23 protein-coding genes and 2 pseudogenes are annotated in these 20978 nt (G+C 69.2%); 9 read left to right on the top strand and 16 right to left on the bottom strand.

Features of this window, described 5'->3' with window-relative positions:
* Nucleotides 1–34 precede the first annotated feature (34 nt).
* The gene (locus ACZ6ZP_RS23115) at nt 35–700 is read right to left on the bottom strand and encodes a response regulator transcription factor (RefSeq protein WP_351164147.1); all 666 of its coding nucleotides are present in this window, start codon (nt 698–700) and stop codon (nt 35–37) included.
* Nucleotides 697–1821, bottom strand: a complete 1125-nt coding sequence (locus ACZ6ZP_RS23110; RefSeq protein WP_469408193.1) for a sensor histidine kinase — start codon at nt 1819–1821, stop codon at nt 697–699. Before ACZ6ZP_RS23110 ends, ACZ6ZP_RS23115 begins: the two co-directional genes overlap by 4 nt.
* A 271-nt stretch (nt 1822–2092) precedes the next feature.
* On the opposite strand from ACZ6ZP_RS23110, the gene ACZ6ZP_RS23105 reads away from it, so the two are divergent.
* Nucleotides 2093–2455, top strand: a complete 363-nt coding sequence (locus ACZ6ZP_RS23105; protein WP_469408191.1) for a DUF6223 family protein — start codon at nt 2093–2095, stop codon at nt 2453–2455.
* A 255-nt stretch (nt 2456–2710) separates the two neighbouring features.
* Nucleotides 2711–3265, top strand: a complete 555-nt coding sequence (locus ACZ6ZP_RS23100; protein ID WP_351164143.1) for a hypothetical protein — start codon at nt 2711–2713, stop codon at nt 3263–3265.
* A gap of 289 nt (nt 3266–3554) precedes the next feature.
* Here the strand turns inward: ACZ6ZP_RS23100 and ACZ6ZP_RS23095 are convergent, their stop codons facing one another.
* Nucleotides 3555–4058 (bottom strand): hypothetical protein, encoded by a 504-nt coding sequence (locus tag ACZ6ZP_RS23095; RefSeq protein ID WP_383821509.1) that lies wholly within the window; start codon nt 4056–4058, stop codon nt 3555–3557.
* A gap of 350 nt (nt 4059–4408) precedes the next feature.
* Here ACZ6ZP_RS23095 and ACZ6ZP_RS23090 point away from each other — a divergent pair, with 350 nt between their 5' ends.
* On the top strand, nt 4409–5065 hold the full coding sequence (locus ACZ6ZP_RS23090) for a class F sortase (protein WP_351164140.1): 657 nt from the start codon (nt 4409–4411) through the stop codon (nt 5063–5065).
* 68 nt (nt 5066–5133) lie between these two features.
* Here ACZ6ZP_RS23090 and ACZ6ZP_RS23085 read toward each other — a convergent pair whose 3' ends face one another.
* Both ACZ6ZP_RS23085 and lysX read right to left on the bottom strand, forming a co-directional pair.
* A complete protein-coding gene (locus tag ACZ6ZP_RS23085; protein ID WP_469408187.1) occupies nt 5134–5979 on the bottom strand; it encodes a polysaccharide deacetylase family protein in 846 nt (281 codons plus the stop codon).
* A gap of 93 nt (nt 5980–6072) precedes the next feature.
* A complete protein-coding gene (gene lysX / locus ACZ6ZP_RS23080; protein ID WP_469408185.1) occupies nt 6073–9375 on the bottom strand; it encodes a bifunctional lysylphosphatidylglycerol synthetase/lysine--tRNA ligase LysX in 3303 nt (1100 codons plus the stop codon).
* Between the two features lie 147 nt (nt 9376–9522).
* Here lysX and ACZ6ZP_RS23075 point away from each other — a divergent pair, with 147 nt between their 5' ends.
* Both ACZ6ZP_RS23075 and ACZ6ZP_RS23070 read left to right on the top strand, forming a co-directional pair.
* Complete coding sequence (locus ACZ6ZP_RS23075; protein ID WP_351164136.1) at nt 9523–9984, top strand: universal stress protein; 462 nt, start codon at nt 9523–9525, stop codon at nt 9982–9984.
* Nucleotides 9985–10107: 123 nt separating this feature from the next.
* Nucleotides 10108–11112 (top strand): annotated as a pseudogene (locus ACZ6ZP_RS23070) (amino acid permease); the annotation flags it as partial.
* On the opposite strand, the gene ACZ6ZP_RS23065 reads toward ACZ6ZP_RS23070, so the two are convergent.
* Both ACZ6ZP_RS23065 and ACZ6ZP_RS23060 read right to left on the bottom strand, forming a co-directional pair.
* Nucleotides 11090–13069 (bottom strand): recombinase family protein, encoded by a 1980-nt coding sequence (locus ACZ6ZP_RS23065; RefSeq protein WP_469408183.1) that lies wholly within the window; start codon nt 13067–13069, stop codon nt 11090–11092. The pseudogene ACZ6ZP_RS23070 and the gene ACZ6ZP_RS23065 overlap by 23 nt on opposite strands.
* Nucleotides 13070–13139: 70 nt before the next feature.
* Nucleotides 13140–13295 (bottom strand): hypothetical protein, encoded by a 156-nt coding sequence (locus ACZ6ZP_RS23060; protein WP_469408182.1) that lies wholly within the window; start codon nt 13293–13295, stop codon nt 13140–13142.
* A 581-nt stretch (nt 13296–13876) separates the two neighbouring features.
* Here ACZ6ZP_RS23060 and ACZ6ZP_RS23055 point away from each other — a divergent pair.
* On the top strand, nt 13877–14350 hold the full coding sequence (locus ACZ6ZP_RS23055) for a hypothetical protein (RefSeq protein WP_469408180.1): 474 nt from the start codon (nt 13877–13879) through the stop codon (nt 14348–14350).
* Between the two features lie 955 nt (nt 14351–15305).
* On the opposite strand, the gene ACZ6ZP_RS23050 is transcribed toward ACZ6ZP_RS23055, so the two are convergent.
* The 5 genes from ACZ6ZP_RS23050 to ACZ6ZP_RS23030 form a co-directional block, all read right to left on the bottom strand.
* Complete coding sequence (locus ACZ6ZP_RS23050; RefSeq protein ID WP_469408179.1) at nt 15306–15536, bottom strand: hypothetical protein; 231 nt, start codon at nt 15534–15536, stop codon at nt 15306–15308.
* 29 nt (nt 15537–15565) lie between these two features.
* Nucleotides 15566–16084, bottom strand: coding sequence for a glycine-rich domain-containing protein (locus ACZ6ZP_RS23045; RefSeq protein ID WP_469408177.1), 519 nt, complete (start codon nt 16082–16084; stop codon nt 15566–15568).
* 123 nt (nt 16085–16207) lie between these two features.
* Entirely contained in the window at nt 16208–16402 is a 195-nt protein-coding gene (locus ACZ6ZP_RS23040; RefSeq protein ID WP_469408174.1) for a hypothetical protein, read from the bottom strand.
* Between the two features lie 190 nt (nt 16403–16592).
* Nucleotides 16593–16787 carry a hypothetical protein gene (locus tag ACZ6ZP_RS23035; RefSeq protein ID WP_469408173.1) on the bottom strand — a complete coding sequence of 65 codons (195 nt, stop codon included), beginning with the start codon at nt 16785–16787 and terminating at the stop codon, nt 16593–16595.
* Nucleotides 16784–16996 carry a hypothetical protein gene (locus tag ACZ6ZP_RS23030; RefSeq protein WP_469408172.1) on the bottom strand — a complete coding sequence of 71 codons (213 nt, stop codon included), beginning with the start codon at nt 16994–16996 and terminating at the stop codon, nt 16784–16786. The genes ACZ6ZP_RS23035 and ACZ6ZP_RS23030 overlap by 4 nt, the downstream gene beginning before the upstream one ends.
* Before the next feature lie 171 nt (nt 16997–17167).
* On the opposite strand from ACZ6ZP_RS23030, the gene ACZ6ZP_RS23025 reads away from it, so the two are divergent.
* Both ACZ6ZP_RS23025 and ACZ6ZP_RS23020 read left to right on the top strand, forming a co-directional pair.
* Nucleotides 17168–17923: a DUF6879 family protein gene (locus ACZ6ZP_RS23025; RefSeq protein ID WP_469408170.1), complete on the top strand. Its 756-nt coding sequence runs from the start codon at nt 17168–17170 to the stop codon at nt 17921–17923.
* A gap of 16 nt (nt 17924–17939) precedes the next feature.
* Nucleotides 17940–18797, top strand: coding sequence for a helix-turn-helix domain-containing protein (locus ACZ6ZP_RS23020; RefSeq protein ID WP_469408169.1), 858 nt, complete (start codon nt 17940–17942; stop codon nt 18795–18797).
* Here ACZ6ZP_RS23020 and ACZ6ZP_RS23015 read toward each other — a convergent pair.
* Nucleotides 18784–18957 (bottom strand): hypothetical protein, encoded by a 174-nt coding sequence (locus ACZ6ZP_RS23015; RefSeq protein ID WP_469408168.1) that lies wholly within the window; start codon nt 18955–18957, stop codon nt 18784–18786. The two genes, ACZ6ZP_RS23020 and ACZ6ZP_RS23015, sit on opposite strands and share 14 nt — an antisense overlap.
* Nucleotides 18958–19007: 50 nt before the next feature.
* On the bottom strand, nt 19008–19226 hold the full coding sequence (locus ACZ6ZP_RS23010) for a LexA family protein (RefSeq protein WP_469408167.1): 219 nt from the start codon (nt 19224–19226) through the stop codon (nt 19008–19010).
* Nucleotides 19227–19348: 122 nt separating this feature from the next.
* On the opposite strand from ACZ6ZP_RS23010, the gene ACZ6ZP_RS23005 reads away from it, so the two are divergent.
* Nucleotides 19349–19978 carry a hypothetical protein gene (locus ACZ6ZP_RS23005; protein ID WP_469408165.1) on the top strand — a complete coding sequence of 210 codons (630 nt, stop codon included), beginning with the start codon at nt 19349–19351 and terminating at the stop codon, nt 19976–19978.
* A 62-nt stretch (nt 19979–20040) separates the two neighbouring features.
* Here the strand turns inward: ACZ6ZP_RS23005 and ACZ6ZP_RS23000 are convergent, their stop codons facing one another.
* Together ACZ6ZP_RS23000 and ACZ6ZP_RS22995 are read right to left on the bottom strand one after the other, a co-directional pair.
* Nucleotides 20041–20229: a hypothetical protein gene (locus ACZ6ZP_RS23000; protein ID WP_469408163.1), complete on the bottom strand. Its 189-nt coding sequence runs from the start codon at nt 20227–20229 to the stop codon at nt 20041–20043.
* 160 nt (nt 20230–20389) lie between these two features.
* Nucleotides 20390–20977, bottom strand: a pseudogene (locus ACZ6ZP_RS22995) (N-acetylmuramoyl-L-alanine amidase); the annotation flags it as partial.
* Nucleotide 20978 lies beyond the last annotated feature (1 nt).

The following is a 20978-nucleotide window of genomic DNA, read 5'->3' as shown; positions in this document are numbered from 1 at the left end:
GCCAGGGCGCACCCGGGGCCGCGGGCGGCCGGTCTCAGCGGCCGGGCGGGGCCACAAGGCCGGATTCGTAGGCGAAGACCACGAGTTGGGCGCGGTCGCGGGCATGGAGCTTGGCCATGGCGCGGTTGATGTGGGTCTTCGCGGTCATCGGGCTGATCACCATGCGGTCCGCGATCTGGTCGTTGGACAGCCCGTGCGCGACCAGTACGACGGCCTCGCGCTCGCGATGGGTCAGCCCTTTCAGCTCCCTGTCGCCCCGGACGGTGTGAGGCGGCTGGGCGACGTACCGGTCGATCAGCTTGCGGGTGATCGACGGTGCGAGCAGGGCGTCGCCCCGCGCCGCGACGCGGACGGCGTGCAGCAGGTCCTCCGGCACGATGTCCTTGACGAGGAACCCCGCTGCGCCGGCGCGCAGCGCGTCGAAGACGTACTCGTCGAAGCCGTAGTTGGTCAGGATGACGACGTGCACCCCGGCCAGGGCCGGGTCCGCGGCGATGAGCCGGGTCGCCTCGATGCCGTCGACGACCGGCATCTGGATGTCGACGAGGGCGATGTCGGGCAGGTGCAGCCGGGCGAGGGCCAGGCCCTCCTGACCGTCGGCGGCCTCGGCCACCACCTCGATGTCGTCCTCGATGTCCAGGAGCGCGCGGAAGCCGCTGCGCAGGAGCGGCTGGTCGTCGACCAGCAGGACGCGGATCACGACACCCGGTCCACGGGGAGTTCGGCGTGGACGCTGAAGCCGCCCTCGACGCGCGGTTCCGCGCGCAGGCTGCCGCCGAGGGCACTCACCCGTTCGCGCATCCCCAGCAGCCCGACGCCGGGCACCGGGGCGGCCTCCCGGGTGGCTCTGCCGTCGTCGTCGATCCGTATGCCCAGGGCGTGAGGGAGGTAGTCGATCCGCACCGACGCCGTGGCGGCCGAAGCGTGCCTGGCGATGTTGGTGAGCGACTCCTGAACGATCCGGTAGGCGGTCCTGGCCACCGCGGTCGGCACGTCGTGCCGCTCCCCCTCGATCGTCAGGGCCGCGTCCAGGCCGTTGCCGCGCGCCCGTTCCACCAGTTCCGGTACGTCGTCGAGCCCTCGCGGCGGGGCCTTGCCGTCGTCACGCAGCGCCTCCAGGGTCGCCCGCAGCTCCCGGGTCGCCTCACGGCCCGCGTCCCGGATCGCGAGGAGGGCTTCCGGCACCTCCTCGCCGCGCTTGCGGGCCACGTGGACGGCCGCTTCCGACTGCACCTTGATGACCGAGATCTGGTGGGTGAGCGAGTCGTGCAGCTCCCGCGCGATGTGGAGCCGCTCCTCGTCGGCACGGCGCCGCGCGGTCTCCTCCCGGGTGCGCTCGGCCTCGTCCGCCCGCCGCTCGGCCTGCCGCAGCGCTTCGCCCGCGGCCCCGGCCGCGACCAGCCAGGCCACCTCCAGGGCGCCGCGGGCCTGCGCGAACGCCGCGCCCACGTCGTGCAGCGAGACCAGGGCTGCGAGCGGGAGAGCGGCCAGCATGGTCACGCTCGCCGCCACCGTGACGATGCGGTGCCCCGCCCGCATCGCGGCGTACACCGCGAACAGATACGCGACGGCGGGCACGTCGAAACCGGCCGCCTGGTATCCCACCGCGCACAGCCCTGTGACGACCAGGACGGGAACCGGAGCCCGGCGGCCCGCGGCCAGCGCCAGGCCACCGGCCGCCAACAGCACCTGGCCGAGCACGTCGAGATCCGCGCCGCCCTGATGTGCGGACCGCCCGGCGATCGACAGCACCGCCGCCACGCAGACCGCGACCACCCGGTCTCTGACCTCGGCCCGTACGCCCCACCGTCCTGAACCCATGGGCGCACCTTAGCCAGAGGCCGGCGCGGGGGAGTCCGGCCCACGGATGACCGACCGCCTACCGCGCACGCGGTACTTCGGCGCCTCCTGCGGCATCCGCGGCAGCAGGACGCCCCGTCTGCGGCAGCACGAAGTGTCCGCGCCTGCTGGACGACCGGCACGGGAGCCGGCGGCCATGCTCGGTCCGCAGCCACACATCGACGCCATCCACACATCGACGCCATCCGCACATCCACGCGTCGGAAACGAGAGCACGGAAGAGGAGCAGGACATGAGCGCATCAGCAGCCCTGATGATGGCCGCCGCCGGGGATCTCGGCACCGGCAACGGACGGGCCGGGGCCGTCCTCGCCGCGGTGGTGGCGCTGGCCGGCGTGGCCGTCGGCGGCCTTGCCCTCGCCCGTTCCGCCGGTCGCATCAGCATCGGAGACGGACGGAGGTGGGCCGGGGCGGCCATGGCGATGGGACTGATCGGCGTGGCCCTCGGAGGCCTGCATCTGGCCACCACGACCGGCGGCTTCGGCACCGGCAACGGGCGGGCCGGGGCCATCGTCGCCATAGTGGTGGGACTGGGCGGCACGGCCCTCGGCGGACTGGCGCTTGCGCGCTGCGGCCGCACCGCATCGACGGGCTGACCGCCCGCTGCCGGGTCCCGGTCGCCGGACCCACGGCCCGCACCTCCCCCGCTACACGCCCCACCGCTGAATCCCCGTCATCACCCCGGCGACACCCCGCCCCGTTCCCCTGTCCGGCCCACATCGTTGCCCCGTTCGCGCGACTGCGATCGCGGGCGCGCGAGTCCCTGCCTAGCGTTTCCGGCATCGAGGTGCATATCAGGTGAAAGCGGAAGAAGGTCCGCGGCTGCTCCTCGGAGACCCGGAGGAATGATCATGCGCGCGATACGCGTCGCCTCGGCCACTCTGCTCGCCGCCACCGCCCTGACCCTCACCGCCTCCACCGCTTCCGCGGCCGTCGCGGACGACAACGACACGAACAACAACATCACCTCGTTCGGCTTCCGCGTCACCCCGTCCACGATCGCCGCGGGCGGCCAGGTCCAGCTCAGCGTGGACGGCTGCGAGGGCGACGCCAAGGTGACCTCCGGCGTCTTCGACGACGCCCACATCCCCAAAGGTCAGCAATCCGTCTCCGCGATGGTCTTCCCCGACGCCAAACCCGGCGCGATGTACGAGGTGACCTTCGACTGCAAGGGCGAGACGGGGACCACGGACCTCACCATCGCCACGGGCCGCCCGACCTCACACCCGACCCACCACACCTCGCACCCGACCGCCCCCGTCCACCGAGGCGTGAAGGCCGGTGTCGGCGGCAGCCTCGGCGGGCTCGACCTGCACGAGATCGCCCTGGGCGGCGCCCTCATCGTGGGCACGCTCGGCACCGCGTACTACTGGACGCGCCGCCGCACCGGCGACGGCAAGTCCTGACCCACCCCCGCACGGCGCCGTACACACCGCCGCCCGGTCGCCCGCTGAGCTCAGCGGGCGACCGGGCGGCGGTGTGCGGGTGGGCACGGACCGCCCCGTGACCGGCACCGGCGCGGAAGGGGGGACGCGCCGGTCGGACAGGAGGCGGAACGGTGCACACCCGACGTACGAGCACCCGCCGTACGAGCGCCCGCATACGAGTGCCGGCCTACGCGTGGCCGACGTGCCGGTGCCCGACGTGCGAGTGACGGGCCTGCCGGTGACGAGCCTGCCGGTATCGGGAGCGCGGTCAGATGCCGCGCCCCGCGTTCTCCGAGCGCCGGCGCATCCAGAACACCCCGCCACCGACCACGGCGGCCGCCACCAGCACCCCGCCGATCGCCATGTCGGTGCTGGTCGCACCGGTGTTGCTGCTGCCGCCCAGACCGCCGCGGACACCACCGTGGATGACGGTGAACGCGTTGGGCTTGGTGAGGGGCGCGCTCGTGCCGCAGTGGACGGTGATGCTGTGCGCCCCCGGGCTGGCGTGATGGTGGATCGTGGGGTTCGCGCTCGCCGTACCGGCGCCCATGGACTTCAGGTTGGTGTCGGGGAACGCGTCCGACGTGATCTTGCTGCCGTGGGTCGAGCAGGCCGAGCCGTCGACCGTGACCGTCAGCTGCCCCCCTCGGGGAATCACGCTCGGCATGGCGACGATGTTGGACGGATCGGCCCAGGCCGATGCCGTCGGGGCGGCGAGGCCGACGACGGCACCCGCGGTGACTGCGACCGCGAGGGCACGAGTGGTGCGCATACGAGAAGTACGCATGTGAATCCTCCGCGGAAGACGCCCCGGGGTAACCGTCCCCGGTCGATCGGCGAGAGCGCCTCCCAAACAGACCCTCAGATGCCCTGCACAGACCCGCATTTCGGCGATCGGCCGTCCTGGTGAGGCGACACGCCGAAGCGCGGACGTACAAGCCGATATTGCCGCAGGTCACGGACCGTCAGAAATTTCCTGCCGTCCTCGACTCGGATGGCGCATGCCCGGTATGGGCGCCACCCGTTCGCTCCCGCTCTGTCGCCCGCCGCGTGCGCCGCGTTTAGCGTTCTTGTACGCGCAACGGACGCGGTTCGAATGCCGCGTTGAGAGGGGATCTGAGAATGCCTTCGTCCCAACCGGCCGATGAGGAGGAACAGCAGAAGAAGCGCGCGCCGTGGGGCGCGATGGCGCTTGTTCTGCTGACCGGCCTCGCGCTGATCCGGAATGGCTCAGGGGAATTCGATGTGGGTCCGCCCCAGCCGGCGTCGGCCGCCGCCGCGGACCAGGCGCCCGACGAGGCGGGACAGGGCGTCGCGCCGCTGACGTACTCCCCCGCCCAGCGCGTGGGTATCAAGGGCATCCGGGTGGACGCGCCGGTCATGCCCGTCGGGCTCGACGCGGAGGGCTGGGTGGACGCGCCGCCGGCGCAGGACCCGAACCTCGCCGGCTGGTTCACCGGAGCCGTCTCGCCGGGCCAGAAGGGCACGTCCGTGATCGTCGGCCATGTGGACAACGAGCAGGGGCCCGCCGTCTTCTACGGCCTGGGCTCGCTGAAGAAGGGAAACAAGGTCGAGGTCCTGCGCAGGGACCGGCAGACCGCGGTCTTCGAGATCTACGGCATTGAAGTGTTCGAGAAGGACAATTTCCCGGGAAGCCGCGTCTACAGCGACAAGGGCGCTGCGGAACTCCGCGTCATCACCTGCGGCGGCGGATTCTCCAAACAGGCCGGATACGACGGGAACGTCGTCGTTTTCGCCCGCCTGGTGGACGTGCGCTGACGACGAAGACGTCGGCGGAACACGGCACCGGGCGGGCGAAATACCCTCCCTGCATTCCGGCTACATCGCTAGATTCCGAAGCGGCTCGGCACGGTGATGCGGTAACCCGAGTCGATGAGCTCGGGCAGATATGTCCGCAGGGCTTCCACGCTCTGGGTGCGGTCGCCGCCCGCGTCGTGCGAGAGCACGACGACTCCGGGTGCCGCGCCGGCCCGTACCCGCCGGATGATCGTGCGGGTGCCCGGCTCGGTCCAGTCCAGGGTGTCCACGGTCCAGGCGAGCGGCTCCATGCCCAGGTCGGCGCCCAGCTGGAAGGCGTTGCGGTTCCAGGCCCCGTAGGGGGCGCGGAACCAGGCGGGAGGTTCGCCCACGGCCTCCTCGACCACCTCGCAGGTGCGCTCGATCTCCTCGCGCATCGCGCTCCGGCTCATCTTCGGAAGCAGCGGATGCGTCCAGGTGTGATTGCCGATCACATGCCCGTCGTCGACCATCTCGCGCAGCAGGTCCTTGTTGTCGACGGCCATCTCGCCGCAGACGAAGAACATCGCACGCACGTCGTACCGGCGCAGGGTGCGCAGGATGCCCGGCGTGTAGCGGGGGTCGGGTCCGTCGTCGAAGGTCAGCACCATGCTGCGGCCCTGTCCGTCCATGCGCAGGATCGGCGCCTTGCGGACGCGCGGCACGACGCGCGCGGCACGCGGCGGGCCGTTGCCCGCCATGGGCTGCAGGCGGTACGCGGAGGGCTTGAGGGCGCGTGCGGCGGGCGGGCCACCGGCCGCGGCGCCGCTGGAGGCCGTGGGACCTGGCGTGCTCGGCCGCTCCGTACCCGCGCAACCGGCGGTCGCGGCCAGACCGAAGACAGCGGCGCCGCGCAGGAGTGCGCGACGCCCTGGAGTCATCTGATCCTTTTTCATGACTAATCAGTCACATGGCGGAAGGCCGACGCGGACCACCAACACCACGGCGGGCCGCGAAAGCACCCGATGGGACCAGCAGGAGCGAGGGGGTCAGCGGCGGCGCACCAGCGGGAAGGGCAGCGTCTCCCGGATCGTCAGGCCGGTGAGGAACATGACGAGCCGGTCGACGCCGATGCCGAGCCCGCCGGTGGGCGGCATCGCGTACTCCAGGGCGTCGAGGAAGTCCTCGTCCAGTTCCATGGCCTCCGGGTCTCCCCCGGCGGCGAGCAGCGACTGCGCGGTGAGGCGGCGGCGCTGCTCGACGGGGTCGGTCAACTCCGAGTAGGCGGTGCCCAGTTCGGTGCCGAAGGCGACCAGGTCCCAGCGCTCGGCGAGGCGCGGGTCGGTGCGGTGCTGGCGGGTCAGCGGGGAGACGTCGGTCGGGAAGTCCTTGTAGAAGGTGGGCAGCGTCGTCTTCTCCTCGACGAGGCGCTCGTACATCTCCAGTACGACGTCACCGCGGCCGTCGTCCGCCTGGTACGGGACGTGGGCGCGGTCGCAGAGGCGGTGCAGCCCCGGCAGCGGGGTGTCCGCGTCGACCTCTTCGCCCAGCGCCTCGGAGATCGCGCCGTAGACCGTCTTGACCGGCCAGGGCCCGGAGATGTCGTGCTCGGTGAGCCGCCCGTCCTCGTCGGCCTTGCGGGCGACGGGTGCGCCGAAGGCGGCGGTGGCGGCGCCCTGGATGAGTGCGCGGGTGAGGTCGAGCATCACGTCGTAGTCGGCGAACGCCTGGTAGGCCTCCAGCATCGTGAACTCGGGGTTGTGTTTGTAGCTCACCCCTTCGTTGCGGAAGGTGCGGCCCATCTCGAAGACCTTCTCCATGCCGCCGACGCAGAGCCGCTTCAGATACAGCTCGGGCGCGATGCGCAGATACAGGTCGAGGTCGTAGGCGTTGATGTGGGTGGTGAAGGGGCGGGCGTTGGCGCCGCCGTGGATCTGCTGGAGCATCGGGGTCTCGACCTCGAGATAGCCGCGGTCCAACAGGCCCTGGCGCAGTGCCTGTACGGCGGTGGAGCGGGCCCGGACGACGTCGCGGGCGCCGGGGCTCGCGACCAGGTCGAGATAGCGGCGCCGGACCTTGGCCTCGGGGTCGGCCAGACCGCGGTGCTTGTCGGGCAGCGGGCGCAGGCACTTGCCGGTGAGCTGCCAGCCGGTGACGAAGACGGTGAGTTCGCCCTTGTCGCTGGCGCCGACCGTGCCGGTGGCGGTGATGTGGTCGCCGATGTCGGTGCCGGAGGTGAAGCGGCCCAGGACGTCCGGCCCCGACCGGTCACGGGTCAGGGCGAGTTGACGGTCGCCGGACCAGTCGCGCAGGACGGCGAAGACGACCCCGCCGAAGTCGCGTACGAGCATGACGCGGCCCGCGACCGTGACCTGCTCGCCCGTCAGGGCGGGCGTCACGTCGGCGAGGGTGTGGGTGCGCGGCGCCGGGCCCACGGGGTAGGGATCGACGCCGTCGGCGCGCAGCCGGTCGAGCTTGCGGTGGCGGATGCGGACCTGGTCGGGCAGCGCGGCCAGCGGGTCGGCGTCCGCGGCGCCCTCTTGTCCCGCGAGGCCGAGGGCGGAGATCGGCGGGAGGCCCGCCGTGCTCGTGGGCTTGGTGACGCCCCTGGGCTTGTGGCCCTTGCCCCAGAGCGTGCGCAGCGAGGGCACGGAGACGAAGCCCTCCGCGATGCCCGAGGCGAGGCTGATGCGGGCGAGGGCTCCGGCGTCGCCGTAACAGATGAAGCGGGGGTACCACTCGGGGTGGTACTTGGCGTTGGAGCGGTAGAGCGCTTCGAGCTGCCACCACTTGGAGAAGAAGAGCAGCAGCTTGCGCCACAGCCGCAGGACGGGTCCGGCGCCGATGCGGGCGCCCTCCTCGAAGACCGAGCGGAACACGGCGAAGTTCAGGGAGATGCGGCGCACCCCGGACTTGCCCGCGCCCGCGCAGAGTTCGGCGACCATGAACTCCATCACGCCGTTGGGCGCGGTCGCCCGGTCGCGGCGCATCAGGTCGAGCGAGATGCCGTCCTTGCCCCAGGGGACGAGCGAGAGCAGGGCGATGAGCCGGCCGTCGGCGTCCAGGGCCTCCACGAGCAGGCAGTCGCCGTCCTCGGGGTCGCCGAGCCGGTCGAGTGCCATGGAGAAGCCGCGCTCGGTCTCGGTGTCCCGCCAGGCGTCCGCCTTGTCGATGATCTCCTCCATCTCCTCGTCGGTGAGGGTGGAGTGGCGGCGGATGCGGGTGGTGGCGCCGGTGCGGCGGACGCGGTTCACCGCCTGCCGCGTGACGCGCATGTCGCGGCCGTCCAGGTCGAAGTCCGCGACGTGCAGGATCGCCTCGTCGCCGAGCTGGAGGGCGCCGAGCCCGGAGCGTGCGTACGCGGTGGCGCCCTCCTCGGAGGCGCCCATCACCGCGGGCGCCCAGGCGTACTGCCGGGCCACGTCCAGCCAGGCGCCGATCGCGTGCGGCCAGGCCTCGCGGTCGCCGACGGGGTCGCCGCTGGCCAGGCAGACGCCCGCCTCGACGCGGTAGGTGACGGCGGCCTTGCCGCTGGGCGAGAAGACGACGGCCTTGTCGCGCCGGGTGGCGAAGTAGCCGAGCGAGTCCTGGGCTCCGTAGGTGCCAAGGAGCGCACGGATGCGGGGTTCCTCGTCGCCGTGCAGGGCGGCTTCCATGCGCTGGGAGCGGAAGAGCGCCGCGGCGGCGTTCAGGAGGGCGAGGGCGCCGAAGAGGCCGAGCCAGAAGTGCAGGGCGCGCGGGGGCCTGCCGTCGAAGTAGTCGTGGCCGGTGAAGAGCCCGCCGCAGACCCGGTTCGCCGCCCACGGCAGGGCCTCGCCGCGCGGCAACGTACCCGGGAAGAGCGCGACGAGCCCCCAGCCGACCAGGATCGCCACGGCGAGGCCCGCGACGAGCACGAGGACGGCCCGCCGGACGGCGCCCCTGCGGGAGTCCGCGGAGAACTCCTTGCGGGCCAGGACCAGCAGGACGAAGGCGATGCCGCAGACGATGAGCGAGGGCAGCGAGTCCGCCCAGTAGCCGAGGGCGATGCCGAGCACGTCGAAGGCGAGGAGGAGGCCCAGGTAGACGATGACGAGCCACCAGGCGACCTTCTTGCGGGCCGCCGTCGCCGCCGCGAGGAGGAAGAGGAAGACGGCGTACGCGAGGTTGGGGCTCACTGGGACCGTGAGGAGGTCCAGGACGCGGACCACCGGGCGCAGGAGGTGGCGCAGTGGGCCGATGATCGCGAGGATCGCGCAGAAGAGGCCCAGGGTGCCGAAGAAGGTGGCGAAGCCTTCCGGCACGTGTCTCAGGAAGCGGTCTCTCGCACCCCGCTGCGGCGCTGGCCCCTGGCTCTGCACGCTGGTGCTCATGGACCGACCCTAGGAAGGCCTCGGCCGGCCCGCTCGTCGAGGCCTGGTCCCGCCTCGGATCTCGGCGCCCGGCGGCCGGGCCTCGTGCCCCTCACGGAACGCCCGCCCTCGACGAGGGCGGCCGACCGCCTCCGATAGCCTCTCGGCGTGACTGAAGACCACTCCCACCAGTTCGAACGCGGTACCGACGGGCCGAAGGTGATCGTCGTCGGTGTCGACGGTTCGGACTCCTCGCTCCGGGCCGCGGCATATGCCGGGGGTCTGGCGCGGCGGCAGCACGCGCTGCTCGCCGTCGTCTACGTCCAGCCGGTGATGGCCGCGGGCGCCGCCCTCGGCGCTCCGGTGGCCGAGACGACCGACGAGATCGCGGAGGGGCTGATCACCGAGATCAGGGAGGCGGCCGAGCGGGTGAAGGACATATTCGACGTGCGCTGGGAGTTCCACACCTTCCGCGGCGACCCCTTCAGCGGTCTGGTCACCGCCGCGGACGACCTCAAGGCCGACGCCGTGGTCGTCGGCGCCTCCGAGCAGGCGGGCCACCGTATCGTCGGCTCGGTCGCGGTACGCCTGGTCAAGGCGGGCCGCTGGCCCGTCACCGTGGTGCCGTAACCCGCACCCGCCAGAGTGCTGAACCCTCACCGGTGCGAGGGGTGTGGCGTCTTCCGTCATGCGCATGCCTGCGCCATCATGATCCGCCATCAGCCGACTGCCGTCTGCGAAAAGGTGGAGCTCATGGCGGGACTCCGGATGGGGCAGGGCGTCATGCGCCGCAAGCCCATCGAAAGCATCGATGAGACCGAAGGCGCGGAGGGCGGCGGACTCGCCCGCTCGCTCGGCCTCTGGCAGCTCACCGCGATCGGCGTCGGCGGCATCATCGGCGCCGGTATCTTCACCCTCGCCGGGACGGTGGCCAACGGCACGGCCGGGCCCGCCGTCCTCATCTCCTTCCTCATCGCCGGTGTCGCGAGCGCCGCCGCGGCCTTCTCGTACGCCGAGTTCGCGGGCCTGATCCCGAAGGCCGGATCGGCGTACACGTACGGCTATGTCGTGCTCGGCGAACTCACCGGCTGGTTCATCGGCTGGGACCTGCTGCTCGAGTACACGGCGATCGTGGCGGTGGTCGCGATCGGCATCTCGGGCTACTTCAACTTCCTCCTCAACGACATGGGCGCCCAGCTGCCCAACTGGATGCTGGGGGCGCCCGGCACCGGGGACGGCCACAAGGTCGACCTGTTCGCCGCCGTGCTCTGCCTGCTCATCGCCTATCTGCTGACCCTGGGCATCAAGAACGCGGCGCGCTTCGAGATGATCGTGGTCGTGCTGAAGGTCATCGTCGTGCTCGTGGTGATCGCGGTCGGGTTCTTCCACATCAACACCGGCAACTACGAGCCGTTCTTCCCCTTCGGCGTCAGCGGCGCGTTCACGGGCGCGGCCACGGTCTTCTTCGCCGTGTTCGGTTACGACGCCATGAGCACGGCGGCCGAGGAGTCCAAGGACGCGCAGCGCCACATGCCGAAGGCGATCCTCTACTCGCTGGCGATCTCGATGGTCCTGTACGTCCTGGCCTGCCTGGTCCTGACGGGCATGCAGAACTACAAGGACATCGACCCGGAGAGCGGATTCTCCACCGCGTTCAAGTCGGTGGGACTCGGCGGTCTCGCCGACGTCATCGCGGTCGGCGCGATCATCGGCATCCTCACCGTGATGTTCACCTTCATGCTCGGTGTCGCGCGCATGCGTCAAGGTGAGCATTGTTCCCGAGCAGCAGTTCCGGGATCACCCACAACCGGACCGACGTCTCCGGGATCGGGGCAGGGTCGAACGGCTCTGCGCCCCCGAGTTCTTTCAGCTCGCCCATCACGGCCGGCCAGACGTCCGGCATCCATTCCAGGCAGACTTTCCTCAGCGCCCCGCCGTCCCCGTACTCCCGAGGGAGCTTGGCCCAGGCCACACCTGTGCGGACCTTTTCCAGCATTCCCGCCAGGGCCTTGCGCGGGTCGCGGCCCGCGGCTGCGGGGACGATCCTCTTCACCCGGGCCCACGCTTCGTCGGTCAGCTCCGGTACCAGGTAGCCGTTGTCCCGGAACCAGGCGATCAGTGAGCACCGGACACCACCTTTGCCCTGCGGTGCTTTCTGCGTCACCGTCACCTCGGCTTTGAGCAGCTCCAGGAGCCGGGACTGCTTCTCCAGCGGCAGTTTTCCAAAGCGCTCCTGCGCCGCCCTGGCCAGGGTCATCAGGTCATCGGCCCGCATGGCCGCTTCCGCAGCCTCCTTCTGCCACTCGGTAGTCTGCGCCCGCAGGCCCTCCGTGTCGGCCAGCTGCTTGTTGAGCGGACGGACAGCCTCGGCCGCCGCCGCGACGGCCCCCGCCTCATCCAGCCCCCGGTCAAGGGCCTCACCGATGGCGACGGTGCGCGTCACCTTGATGACCTTCTGCTGCCGCTCGATTCTGGCGTCCAGCTCTGCAATGCGGTCCTCGAAGTTCACATCTCGTTCGGCAGCCGCACTGACCCAGTCCGCCGCCACCTTCTTCAGCCGCTCCAGGTCGCTCAGGGCTGCGAGCACCCTGCGCCAGACATCCTTCTCCATGGCCTCGGCAGGCACCAGCTTGCATTGGGGTCCCCCCTCGTTGCAGCGGTACTTGGGGTTGCGCTTCCCGGTGGGGTTCCATCCTGTGTAGGTGCCTCCGCACAGACAGATGAACCGACCACTGATCGGATACACCCGCCCCCGCCCCTGAGAGGGCCCCTTGGATGTCAGCTTGTCGGCAGCCTTCAGCTCTTCCTTCTCCTGGTCGGTGAAGACCGGCGGCAGGCTGATGACGACTTCCGGCCCCCACAGCGGTTCACCGTCGCGCGCCAGCTTCGCCTTCGACTTCTTGCGGAACACGACCCGCGACCGCAGAAGGGCGTCGCCCATCAGGATGTTGTGCAGGTTCCTGCCGGACCACGGAACGCCGCTCCGGGTGAACAGGCCCTCGGCGTTCAGCAGTTCAGCTGCCCGCTCATAGTTCCGGTGCGCCACGAACAGATCCCGGCCCCGCCGGGCCACGCCCGCTTCCGTGCACCGGGTGCACTTCCGGTCGTGCTCGCATTCGTCGGGGACAAGCCTGCTCTCCTTCTTCTTCCCCCGGTTCGCAACGCGGTAGGCGAAGGGGACATAGCCACCTGTGTATCCGCCGTCTTCGGCATGTTCCTGCATGCCGCTCTGCGTGCGGCTGCGAATGCGCGTGTACTCCTTGAAGGCGTAGTTCGCCTCCTCGCGCATCTTGTCGCGGCCTTCGTCGGTGGTGTTGTCGATGTCCAGCTTGGCGTCAGCCACGAAGACGTCGTATTTTTCCAACCCCCACACCCAGGGGTAGTAGGCCTTGTCGACGCGGCCGATCACGCGGCCTTCCGGGACTACGACGACGTCGAAAGGGCAGGGCGTCTGCTGCGCCATTTCCATCAGACGCTTCAGGTCGGGGCGCTCATCCCAGGGCAGCGATCCGGGTACTCCTTCGTCTGCGAACGTGTCGACGAAGAACCATTCCTTCTTTTCGATATAGCGCAGGCAGCGCTTGACGCCCGCACCGATGCCGTAGCCCTTGACCTGCTCCTCCGTGCTGACCCGTGCGTAGATGACTGCGCGGAGCTGGCCGGGCCGTACGCTCCGTGCGGCTGTCTCGACTGCACTCGTGAGAGCCTGCGTCATGTCAGCCCTTTCACGCCGGGCGGGGCAATTCCTGCGGTCGGTCAACTGGTCACAGTATGCCCAGGATTGCTTACGCCAGGGGACCGAACAGGATTTCCATCACCTCTCGGTAGATGACCGGATCAGGTTCGGTCACCTCTATGACCAGATCCACCCTCGGATCGGGATCATCGCTGAAATGGCGTCGCAGCCATTCGCCTGCTTCCTCCGGTGTTATGTCCTGCATCGCCCCTCCTGACGTCACGCACAAACCACTTGATCACTACTGATGTACTGGAAGTAACACCTGGTCAACGGCGGCACCAGAGAGTGGCAAGTATTGCCAAGTTATCGAAACTTTTACTCCAACCCAGGGCACGAATTCCCCGGGTGAGGCTAGCCTTAGTGAGGTAGCCAACGCTTCACTGTCCGTGATGATCCAACCGCCAGGCCGCCCACGTGACCAGGATGCGACGTTTGATCCACCGCATCTGTCAACAGGTAGTGCAGTGAAGGGGCTGTAGAGCTATGGTCAACTCCCGCAAGGCCGCCACCGCCAGACGTCTGAACCACTGAGCGATCCTGGTCCCGTCACGCATGGGAGGATCTGTGCCACTCGCGCAGGCGCCGCGCCGAAGAGGGCGCCCCTCAGAAGATCCCTACCTGTGCAGCGGCCGAGACTCGCCTACCCGGTGCACCGACTGCGGGGGGTACTTCACCGCCACGGCGCATCAGCGCGGGGCGACCTACGCGGACGGCGAGATCCGCCACCACTACCGCTGCCACAGGCCGGCCGGTGGATGCGGCCGCACGATCGCCGATCAGCGAGTGCTGGACAAGGTCATCACTGACATGACGCTGCACCGGCTGACAGATCCCCAGCAGCTCGCCATGATCAGACAGATCAGAGCGGAGCACGAAGCGCGGCGTCAGCCTCACGTGGATGAGATCAAGCGACGCATTGCGCTGCGGGGTTACTGGGACCGGCGGCTCAATGACGGAAAGATCCCCGTAGATCAGTACGAGCCAGCAGTCGACGATCTCAATGCCGGGATCACAGCCCAGCAGAGATCACTGAGTGAAATCGACGCGCTGCCCGTCCCGGACTTCGATGACAAGACGGCCAGGCTGATCGTCGATGGATGGGAAGCCGCCACGCCCGCCGACCGGCGCAGGGATTTACAGCGGACGTGGCGCGGCTTCCAGATAGACGTAGAGCCAGGATCATCTACGGACACCGAGGAGCAGGTGCGCCGTCGGATCTCCCGCCCTAGGCGGATCGAGCAGCTACCTCTGTCATGACGGGACCGTCACCGACCAGCTTTCGGACGATCGTCAGGTCCTCCACATCGGCACGGCTCATGGGCGGCAGTCCCCGCACCATTTCGCGCGCCCACGACTCAGCGTCGTCATCGGTCTCTCCAACCCCGGTTTGCACAGTGCTCCCTTGATTGCTGGGACTGGACAGAGACGTCAGGGTCCGGGGCGCCTCTTCGTGCTCCGGGTTCCATCGAAGGACACGGCCGAACCGGTCCCGGAGCCATGTACGTACGTGCGCCGTGATCACTGACACCGTTTAACGGGACGGGCGACCCAGGGTGATCACGACGCAACGCACGTCAAAGATTCGTTCTTTCGCTTGTGCTACCTGAAATTGACCATGCGTCGCTGCCGCGACTCGGTCCTTGGACCGTGGCCTCTTCCCCTGTTGATCGGGGTTCTCCGACTCCAGGGATGTGACACCCGTCTGTGTGGGTCCCGGTCCAGGTGAGTACCGGCAACGACCCCCCGTGTTCTGGTCCGGGTGACCACGCTTTCGCGCGCCCTTCGGGCTATGGGAAAGATCCCCTGTTGTCACTCTCCGAGCGGTGGAGGAATTAACCACGCTCCGTGAGTGGCTCCATATTCCTCCGTGTCGCCCGTGTGTCAACAAGTACCGCGATGTCCGGTTCATGATTTTCTCCAACTCCTCGCACGTCACGTGCCCCAGGGCCCCCGTGATCAAGGGGCGATGATTCCGAGTCGAGTGCGGAACGCACGTGACCGGCCTCGGGGGACGGAGCCAGTCACGTGCGCATATGCCACCGTTGCACTGTGCACCGGAAGGGGTCAGAGGGTGCGATAGATATATGCGCGCACCCGTTTCACACGGGGTGTGAACCCGGCGTGCAGTACGAGAGCCATCTACGACAGACGACTGTGTCCCCGCTCCCCTGGGATGGGGAACGAGGACACATCGGATTGATGCCTATAGCACTCAGTACCGTTGCGGGACGATGAAGCCGCGCGCCGCGGTGCCGGTGGGCGGCTGGTCCACACCCTCCGCCAGGCGCTGCCGCGAGACGGCCGTAATGTCCCGCCGCGACACCGGGTCGGTGCCGTCATAGATCCGCCACTCACCGGCCGGCTCAGCCACCGGGGCCGCGACGCCGGGCATCCCGCACAGACCGAGCAGGCGCTGAAGGTGACGCGCTTGATCCTTGTTCATGCGGCCAGCGTACGACCCCGGCGGCCGGCTCATGCGCTGACCGGGGGTTCCGGCTGCGGCATGGGCCGGATCGTGCACTCCGGGGCGTGCTGGCACTTCGCCGCGACCGACACCAGAGTCTGATCACCCGGCGGGCTCCACAGCTCGGAGTCCGCAAGGTACCCGCACTGCGCGATCAGGCGGCGGGTCCGGGTCAGAATCTCCGGGTCGTAGTGCGTCGGGTCCCATCCCGGGTAGTGGTGGACGAACGAGCCGAGCCGCTCGCACAGCTCCGCGTACATCGCCGTGTGGAGGATGAGCGCGTGCCAGCCTTCATCGACGATCCGCGAGGGAGCGAGCCCCTCCGCGGGATACATCGCGCAGGCGACCACGAACTTGAGGCCCTCTTCGACGATGCGGCCAGCCATCTCTTCGGCCATGTCCGGGTTGCCGTCCATCACGGTACGGCGGCAGCTCACGAACTGATCGTCAGTGATCAGCATCCGCGGCAGCTCCGGGATCGGACTGCCGGGCGGGTCAGGGGGCGTCGGGTAGGGAGGTTCAGACATGATGGAACTTCCTTCCTTCAGGGAGGTGACCCGCTCCGGTCGTCCGCCTCCAAGCAAGGCGACCGGAGCGGGGTCCTGCGGGCGACGGCGAGGGCCTCGGGGGCCGGCCCGCCGCCGCCCTGTCTATGGGGTGCGCGCCTCGTACAGCGGGAAGCCGTAGCTGTCGCGCGGATGCTCGTCGAGCGGGACAAGCCCCAGCGCAATCCGGCACCCCGGGCAGAGATGGATCACGCGTCCAGCGCCGGACGCCACATGCTCCAGGGCGACGGGGATCGGCTCGTCGGTGTCCTCATCACACGCGCGGCAGACCTTGGTCATCGTGTCCGCCTTGACGACAGAGAGGCGCCACAGCCGTGACGGCAGCCATGGGCGCAGTGGTAGACGAAGAGCGGCGGCTCACCGGGAGGGCGCTTCCCCTGGCGGTAGACCGGGACGTTGTCGCCGGGACACAGGGCGCATTCGCCCAGCTGGCACTGGGGAGACAGGTCTTCCGCGCGTGGCTTGGTCTTCACGGCGTCCACTCCCGTGCCCCCGGGCACTCGCCTTCGTCCGCGAGCCGGACGCGAGCAGGGTCGGCATCCCACTCGCGCCCGCCTCGCGGGGGACGCAACTGGACGTACGGGCCTTCGTGCCCCATCACTCGCCCCGCCCTGCCGTGTCCTTCGTCCACGACCAGGGCGCCGATGTCGTATTGCGCCTTCATGTCTCGCGGCCCCCTCGCCGGAGTTGGTCAGCAAGCCGTATGGCCACGTCCGCGCGGACGCTGCCGAGGACCACGAGCCCCAGGGACGGCGCCGCATGGTCGACCCCCAGCGACGGCAGGACGATGCCCGCATCGCTCAGGGCTGCACGTAGCGACTCGGTTGCCGCGTACGGATCGACGCCCTGTGGCGACTCGTTGGTGATGGCCATGACCTGGACGGTAGGGATGCATCTCGGGTGCCCGCTACGCGAGTTAGCCGAAGTTTCTTGACGCCAGGACAGAGTTACGCGATGTTTCTCCCAGAGCCCAACTCGCGCCAGGGTCTTCGGCGTTGGTCTGGGGGATGCTGGCTAGATCAATCCCCAGCGAAGGGAACGATCATGGCGCCTCGACTGCGCTTCAACGGCACCGGCAGCGGTGGCGGCTCCTGCCCGGCGGTACATGAAGACCTCGACACAGGCGAGATCATCGTGCACGGCCCCCGGCTCACCGACCCCGCCGCCCTTGCCCAGCTCCAGCACCTTGACGAAGACGAGATTCCTATCGTCGTCCCACGGAACACGCTGATCGACTTCGGGCCGAAGGCGCGCGAGGAAAAGCCGCGCATCCTTGATCCCGACACGTTCGCGGGGATGTTCGAGAACTTCGAGCATTCCGCCTGGCACCTGGAGATGCGCGGACGCTACGCGGTCGACGAAGCCACGGACACCTACGCCCAGTTCGCTCGCGGCGAGGCGCCCGCGTGGGACATGGATTCATCGTGGGCCCGCACCATCGGCGCGAAGACCGAGGACGGCGCCATCGTCGGCCGCGTCCGCATCGTCGACAGCCCGCCGACCGAGGGGCAGCGCTATCTCCTCGCGCACGCTGAGCACAACGACCAGCTGGGCGAGGACGTGCGGAACATGTGGCGCGCGGATGCCGAGCGCGTGAATCTGCCGGACGAAGATTTCTGGATCTTCGATTCGCACATCGTCGCCCTGTGCATCTTCGATGACGACGACGTCCTCACCGGCGCCGAACTGATCACGGAACCGGCGCGGGTCAATCAGTACAACCGGCTGCGCGACGTCGCGATGCACTACGCCACCCCGTACCGGGACTTCACGGCGCAGCTCGCCGCGAAGGAGGAATAGAAGCAGGTGAGTACCGGTGAGCACGGACTATCAGCAGGCTCGCGAGGATCTCGGCCTTCGACTGAGAGAACTGCGACTCACGGCCCCCGGGGGGCGGCTCACCGGTACTCAGCTCGCTGAGCGACTCGGGACAGGATGGACGAAGGTCAAGGTCAGCAAGCTGGAGAACGGCAGGCAGACGGCAACCCCCGAGGATTTGCGTGCATGGGCGACCGGGACCGGCCAGCCCGACAGCTATGACGAACTGCTCGCCCGCCTGCGGGGGTTCGAGTCGCACATCCGCTCATGGCGCCGTCAGCTCGCCGCGGGCCACAAGGCCGTACAGGACGCCGTCACGCCGGAGCACGACAGGTCGAAGACCCTCACGATCTGGGAAAACTGCCTGATCCCCGGCATGCTCCAGACCCCGGACTACGCGCGGCACGTCTTCGTACGGCACGCCGACCTCATGCGCTCCCCGCGGGACACCGAGGACGCGGTGCGCTCCCGAATCGAGCGGCAGAAGGGCCTGTACCAGGCGGGCAGAAGGTACCGGATCATGATGTGGGAAGGGGCGCTGCGGTCCCTGGTCTGCCCGCCCTCGGTGCTCGCAGCACAGCTGCACCAACTCGCCGGGGCCATCGGCCTGGACACCGTCGAGCTGGGGATCATCCCCTTCAGCGCCTCACTGAAGATCTATCCGGGTAACAGCTTCTGGGTCTATGACGAACGCCTGGTGGTCGTAGAGGACTGGCACGCAGAACTGTGGATAGACGACACCGACAGCATCGCCACGTACCTCCGCGTCTGGAACACGCTTCAAGAATCCGCGCTCTACGGCAACGACGCCCACAACCTGATCAATGGCGCAGCGAGGGCGCTCACGGCGCGGTGATGTCACTCCCCCGCGATGGCACCCGCGCGGCCAGCTCGCACAGCAGCCGCTGCGCATCGTCGGCCCACCGCTCTCCCGCCGTCGCGGCGTGCGCCAGGACGTCGATGACGTCGTGCGCTTCGTCCAGGGTCAGTACGGCCAGCCGCGTCTCTTGATCCATGACAGGCACCGTAGGACACGGCCTGCGGGAACAGGTGTGCCTGTGGACAACTACGCCGGACGGTAGGCACGCGAGCGCAGCCCGGTGCGCACCACCTCGCCACGCGCCTCCATGCGGCGCAGCTGGTAGTGCACGGCCGACTTGCTGGACAGGCCCACCGCCGCGCCGATCTCGGCCAGGGTCGGGGGCTCGCCATGGGCAGAGACCCATTCCCGCAGGCAGCGAAGGATCTGCTCCTGCCGCTCGGTCTGGTAGTCGACGATGTACATACGACCCAGTAGAGCGCGTGTTCGATTTTCCGGGCAAGTCGCAGCACCCGGGTATCGCAGAGCATATGTGCGCAGTGCAATAGGGCCGGTACGGTGCGTTATCGACTTCACCGGGGGATGCCATGCACCGGACGCCCGTTCTCGCCACTCTCGCCGCCGTCGCGGCCCTGACCCTCAGTGCGTGCGGAGGTGATGACGGCGGCGAATCGAGCAACCCGAAGCCGAAGGCGCCGCCCACCCGCGCTGCTGAGTCCCCTACCGCCAAGCCGAAGGACGCCGCCCTGGGGGACACCGCGCACACGGCCGGCTCGCTCAATCCGATCGAGGGTCAGGGCGGCGGCATGCTCGACATCACGCCGACGACCATCGCCTACGTCACCGAAGGCACCGGCCAGGAGGCCGAGCGCGAGGTGTTCGCCGTCGTCGCCTACAAGGCCAAGTCGACGAAGGGGGTCGCCGCGGCGGAGACCGCGCCCATCGACAGCAAGGGCTGGCAGTGGGTCGCGCCGGACGGCGAGGCGATCGACGTAGGCGGCGCCAATGCGTCCAGCGTGACGCCCACCGGCTTCACCGGCGCGGGCCCCGTGCAGACGGGCACCTTCGAGTGGCGCAGCGTGGCCTTCGATCTGACCGAGGCGCAGCAGGGCGGCACGCTGATCTATGTGGACGGCGAGGACGAAGCCTTCCGCTGGACGATGCCCGCCAAGGACGCAGGCCCCGAACTCCCCAAGCTGAAGGCGGCGCTGAAGTAGGCGGGAACGCAAAGAAGCGCCCCCCACCCGTAAGGGCAGAGGGCGCTTCATGTTGTGATCGCCTACAGACCCTGCGGGCCCTGCGGCTTATTGGGTACGGCCCAGGTGAGACCGAGTGCGGCGAGTACGGCGGCCAGGGCGGTGAGCCCCTCCTGCGTGCTCAGCGACCCGTCGGCCATCGCTGTGGCAAGGGACGCGGCGCCCGCAGCCACACCGGCGATGATGGCCTTGGCGTACTTCGAGACCTTCATGACTGCCTCACTTCTTGGGGATCTTCAGTTCCTGACCGGGGTAGATCTGGTAAGGCGGTCTGAGGCCATTGGCCCTTGCGATGTCCGGCCACGGCACGTCGACCAGGGCGCCGATGCTGGCCAGATGCTCACCGGGACGGACGATATGGATCTTCACGGCCCGCAGCCGATTGGCGACCCGGCCGCGCATCGAGGCCATGGTGAAGCCCCGCGGGTCCGACTTCCCGGGCTGCCACTCCAGGTGGCCGATCACGGAGCGCTCGCTCCACCTGTGGTGGCGGCAGATCGCCGCTGACACCTTCTCGATGGCGAGTAGCTGCGCGGCCGGCCAGGGGTCCTCGCCGTCGCCGAGGTTCTCGCACTCGAAGCCGTAGAAGTGGCGGTTGCCGTCGGTGTTCGCCTCGTTGTCCGGCGGGAGCGCCTTCTCGGCGATGACCGCCTTGAGGACGTCGTCGTCGCCCATGCCCGCGTGGTTGGCGCGGCCGTAGCCGACCAGGTGGACGCGGCCGTCCTTGGTGATGACGCCGTGACAGAGCGGGCCGGGCAGAGAGGCGTACCCGTCGCGGCAGATCTCCACCGTCCGCTGGCTGCCCGAGGTGACCGTGTGATGGATCATCACGCCGTGCACGGGCCCCCACGGGCCCTTGCGATTGCGGTTGCGCGTCTGCCAGCTTCCGACCTGCACCAGGCGTACGCCCTCCCGGCGCAGGCAGCCGAGGAAGTCAGCCGCGGACATAGGGGGTGCCATG

It is taken from the genome of Streptomyces sp. NPDC054047, assembly GCF_055585065.1.
Note: the sequence above shows the minus strand (reverse complement) of the source record. Positions and strands in the feature narration are given on the sequence as shown.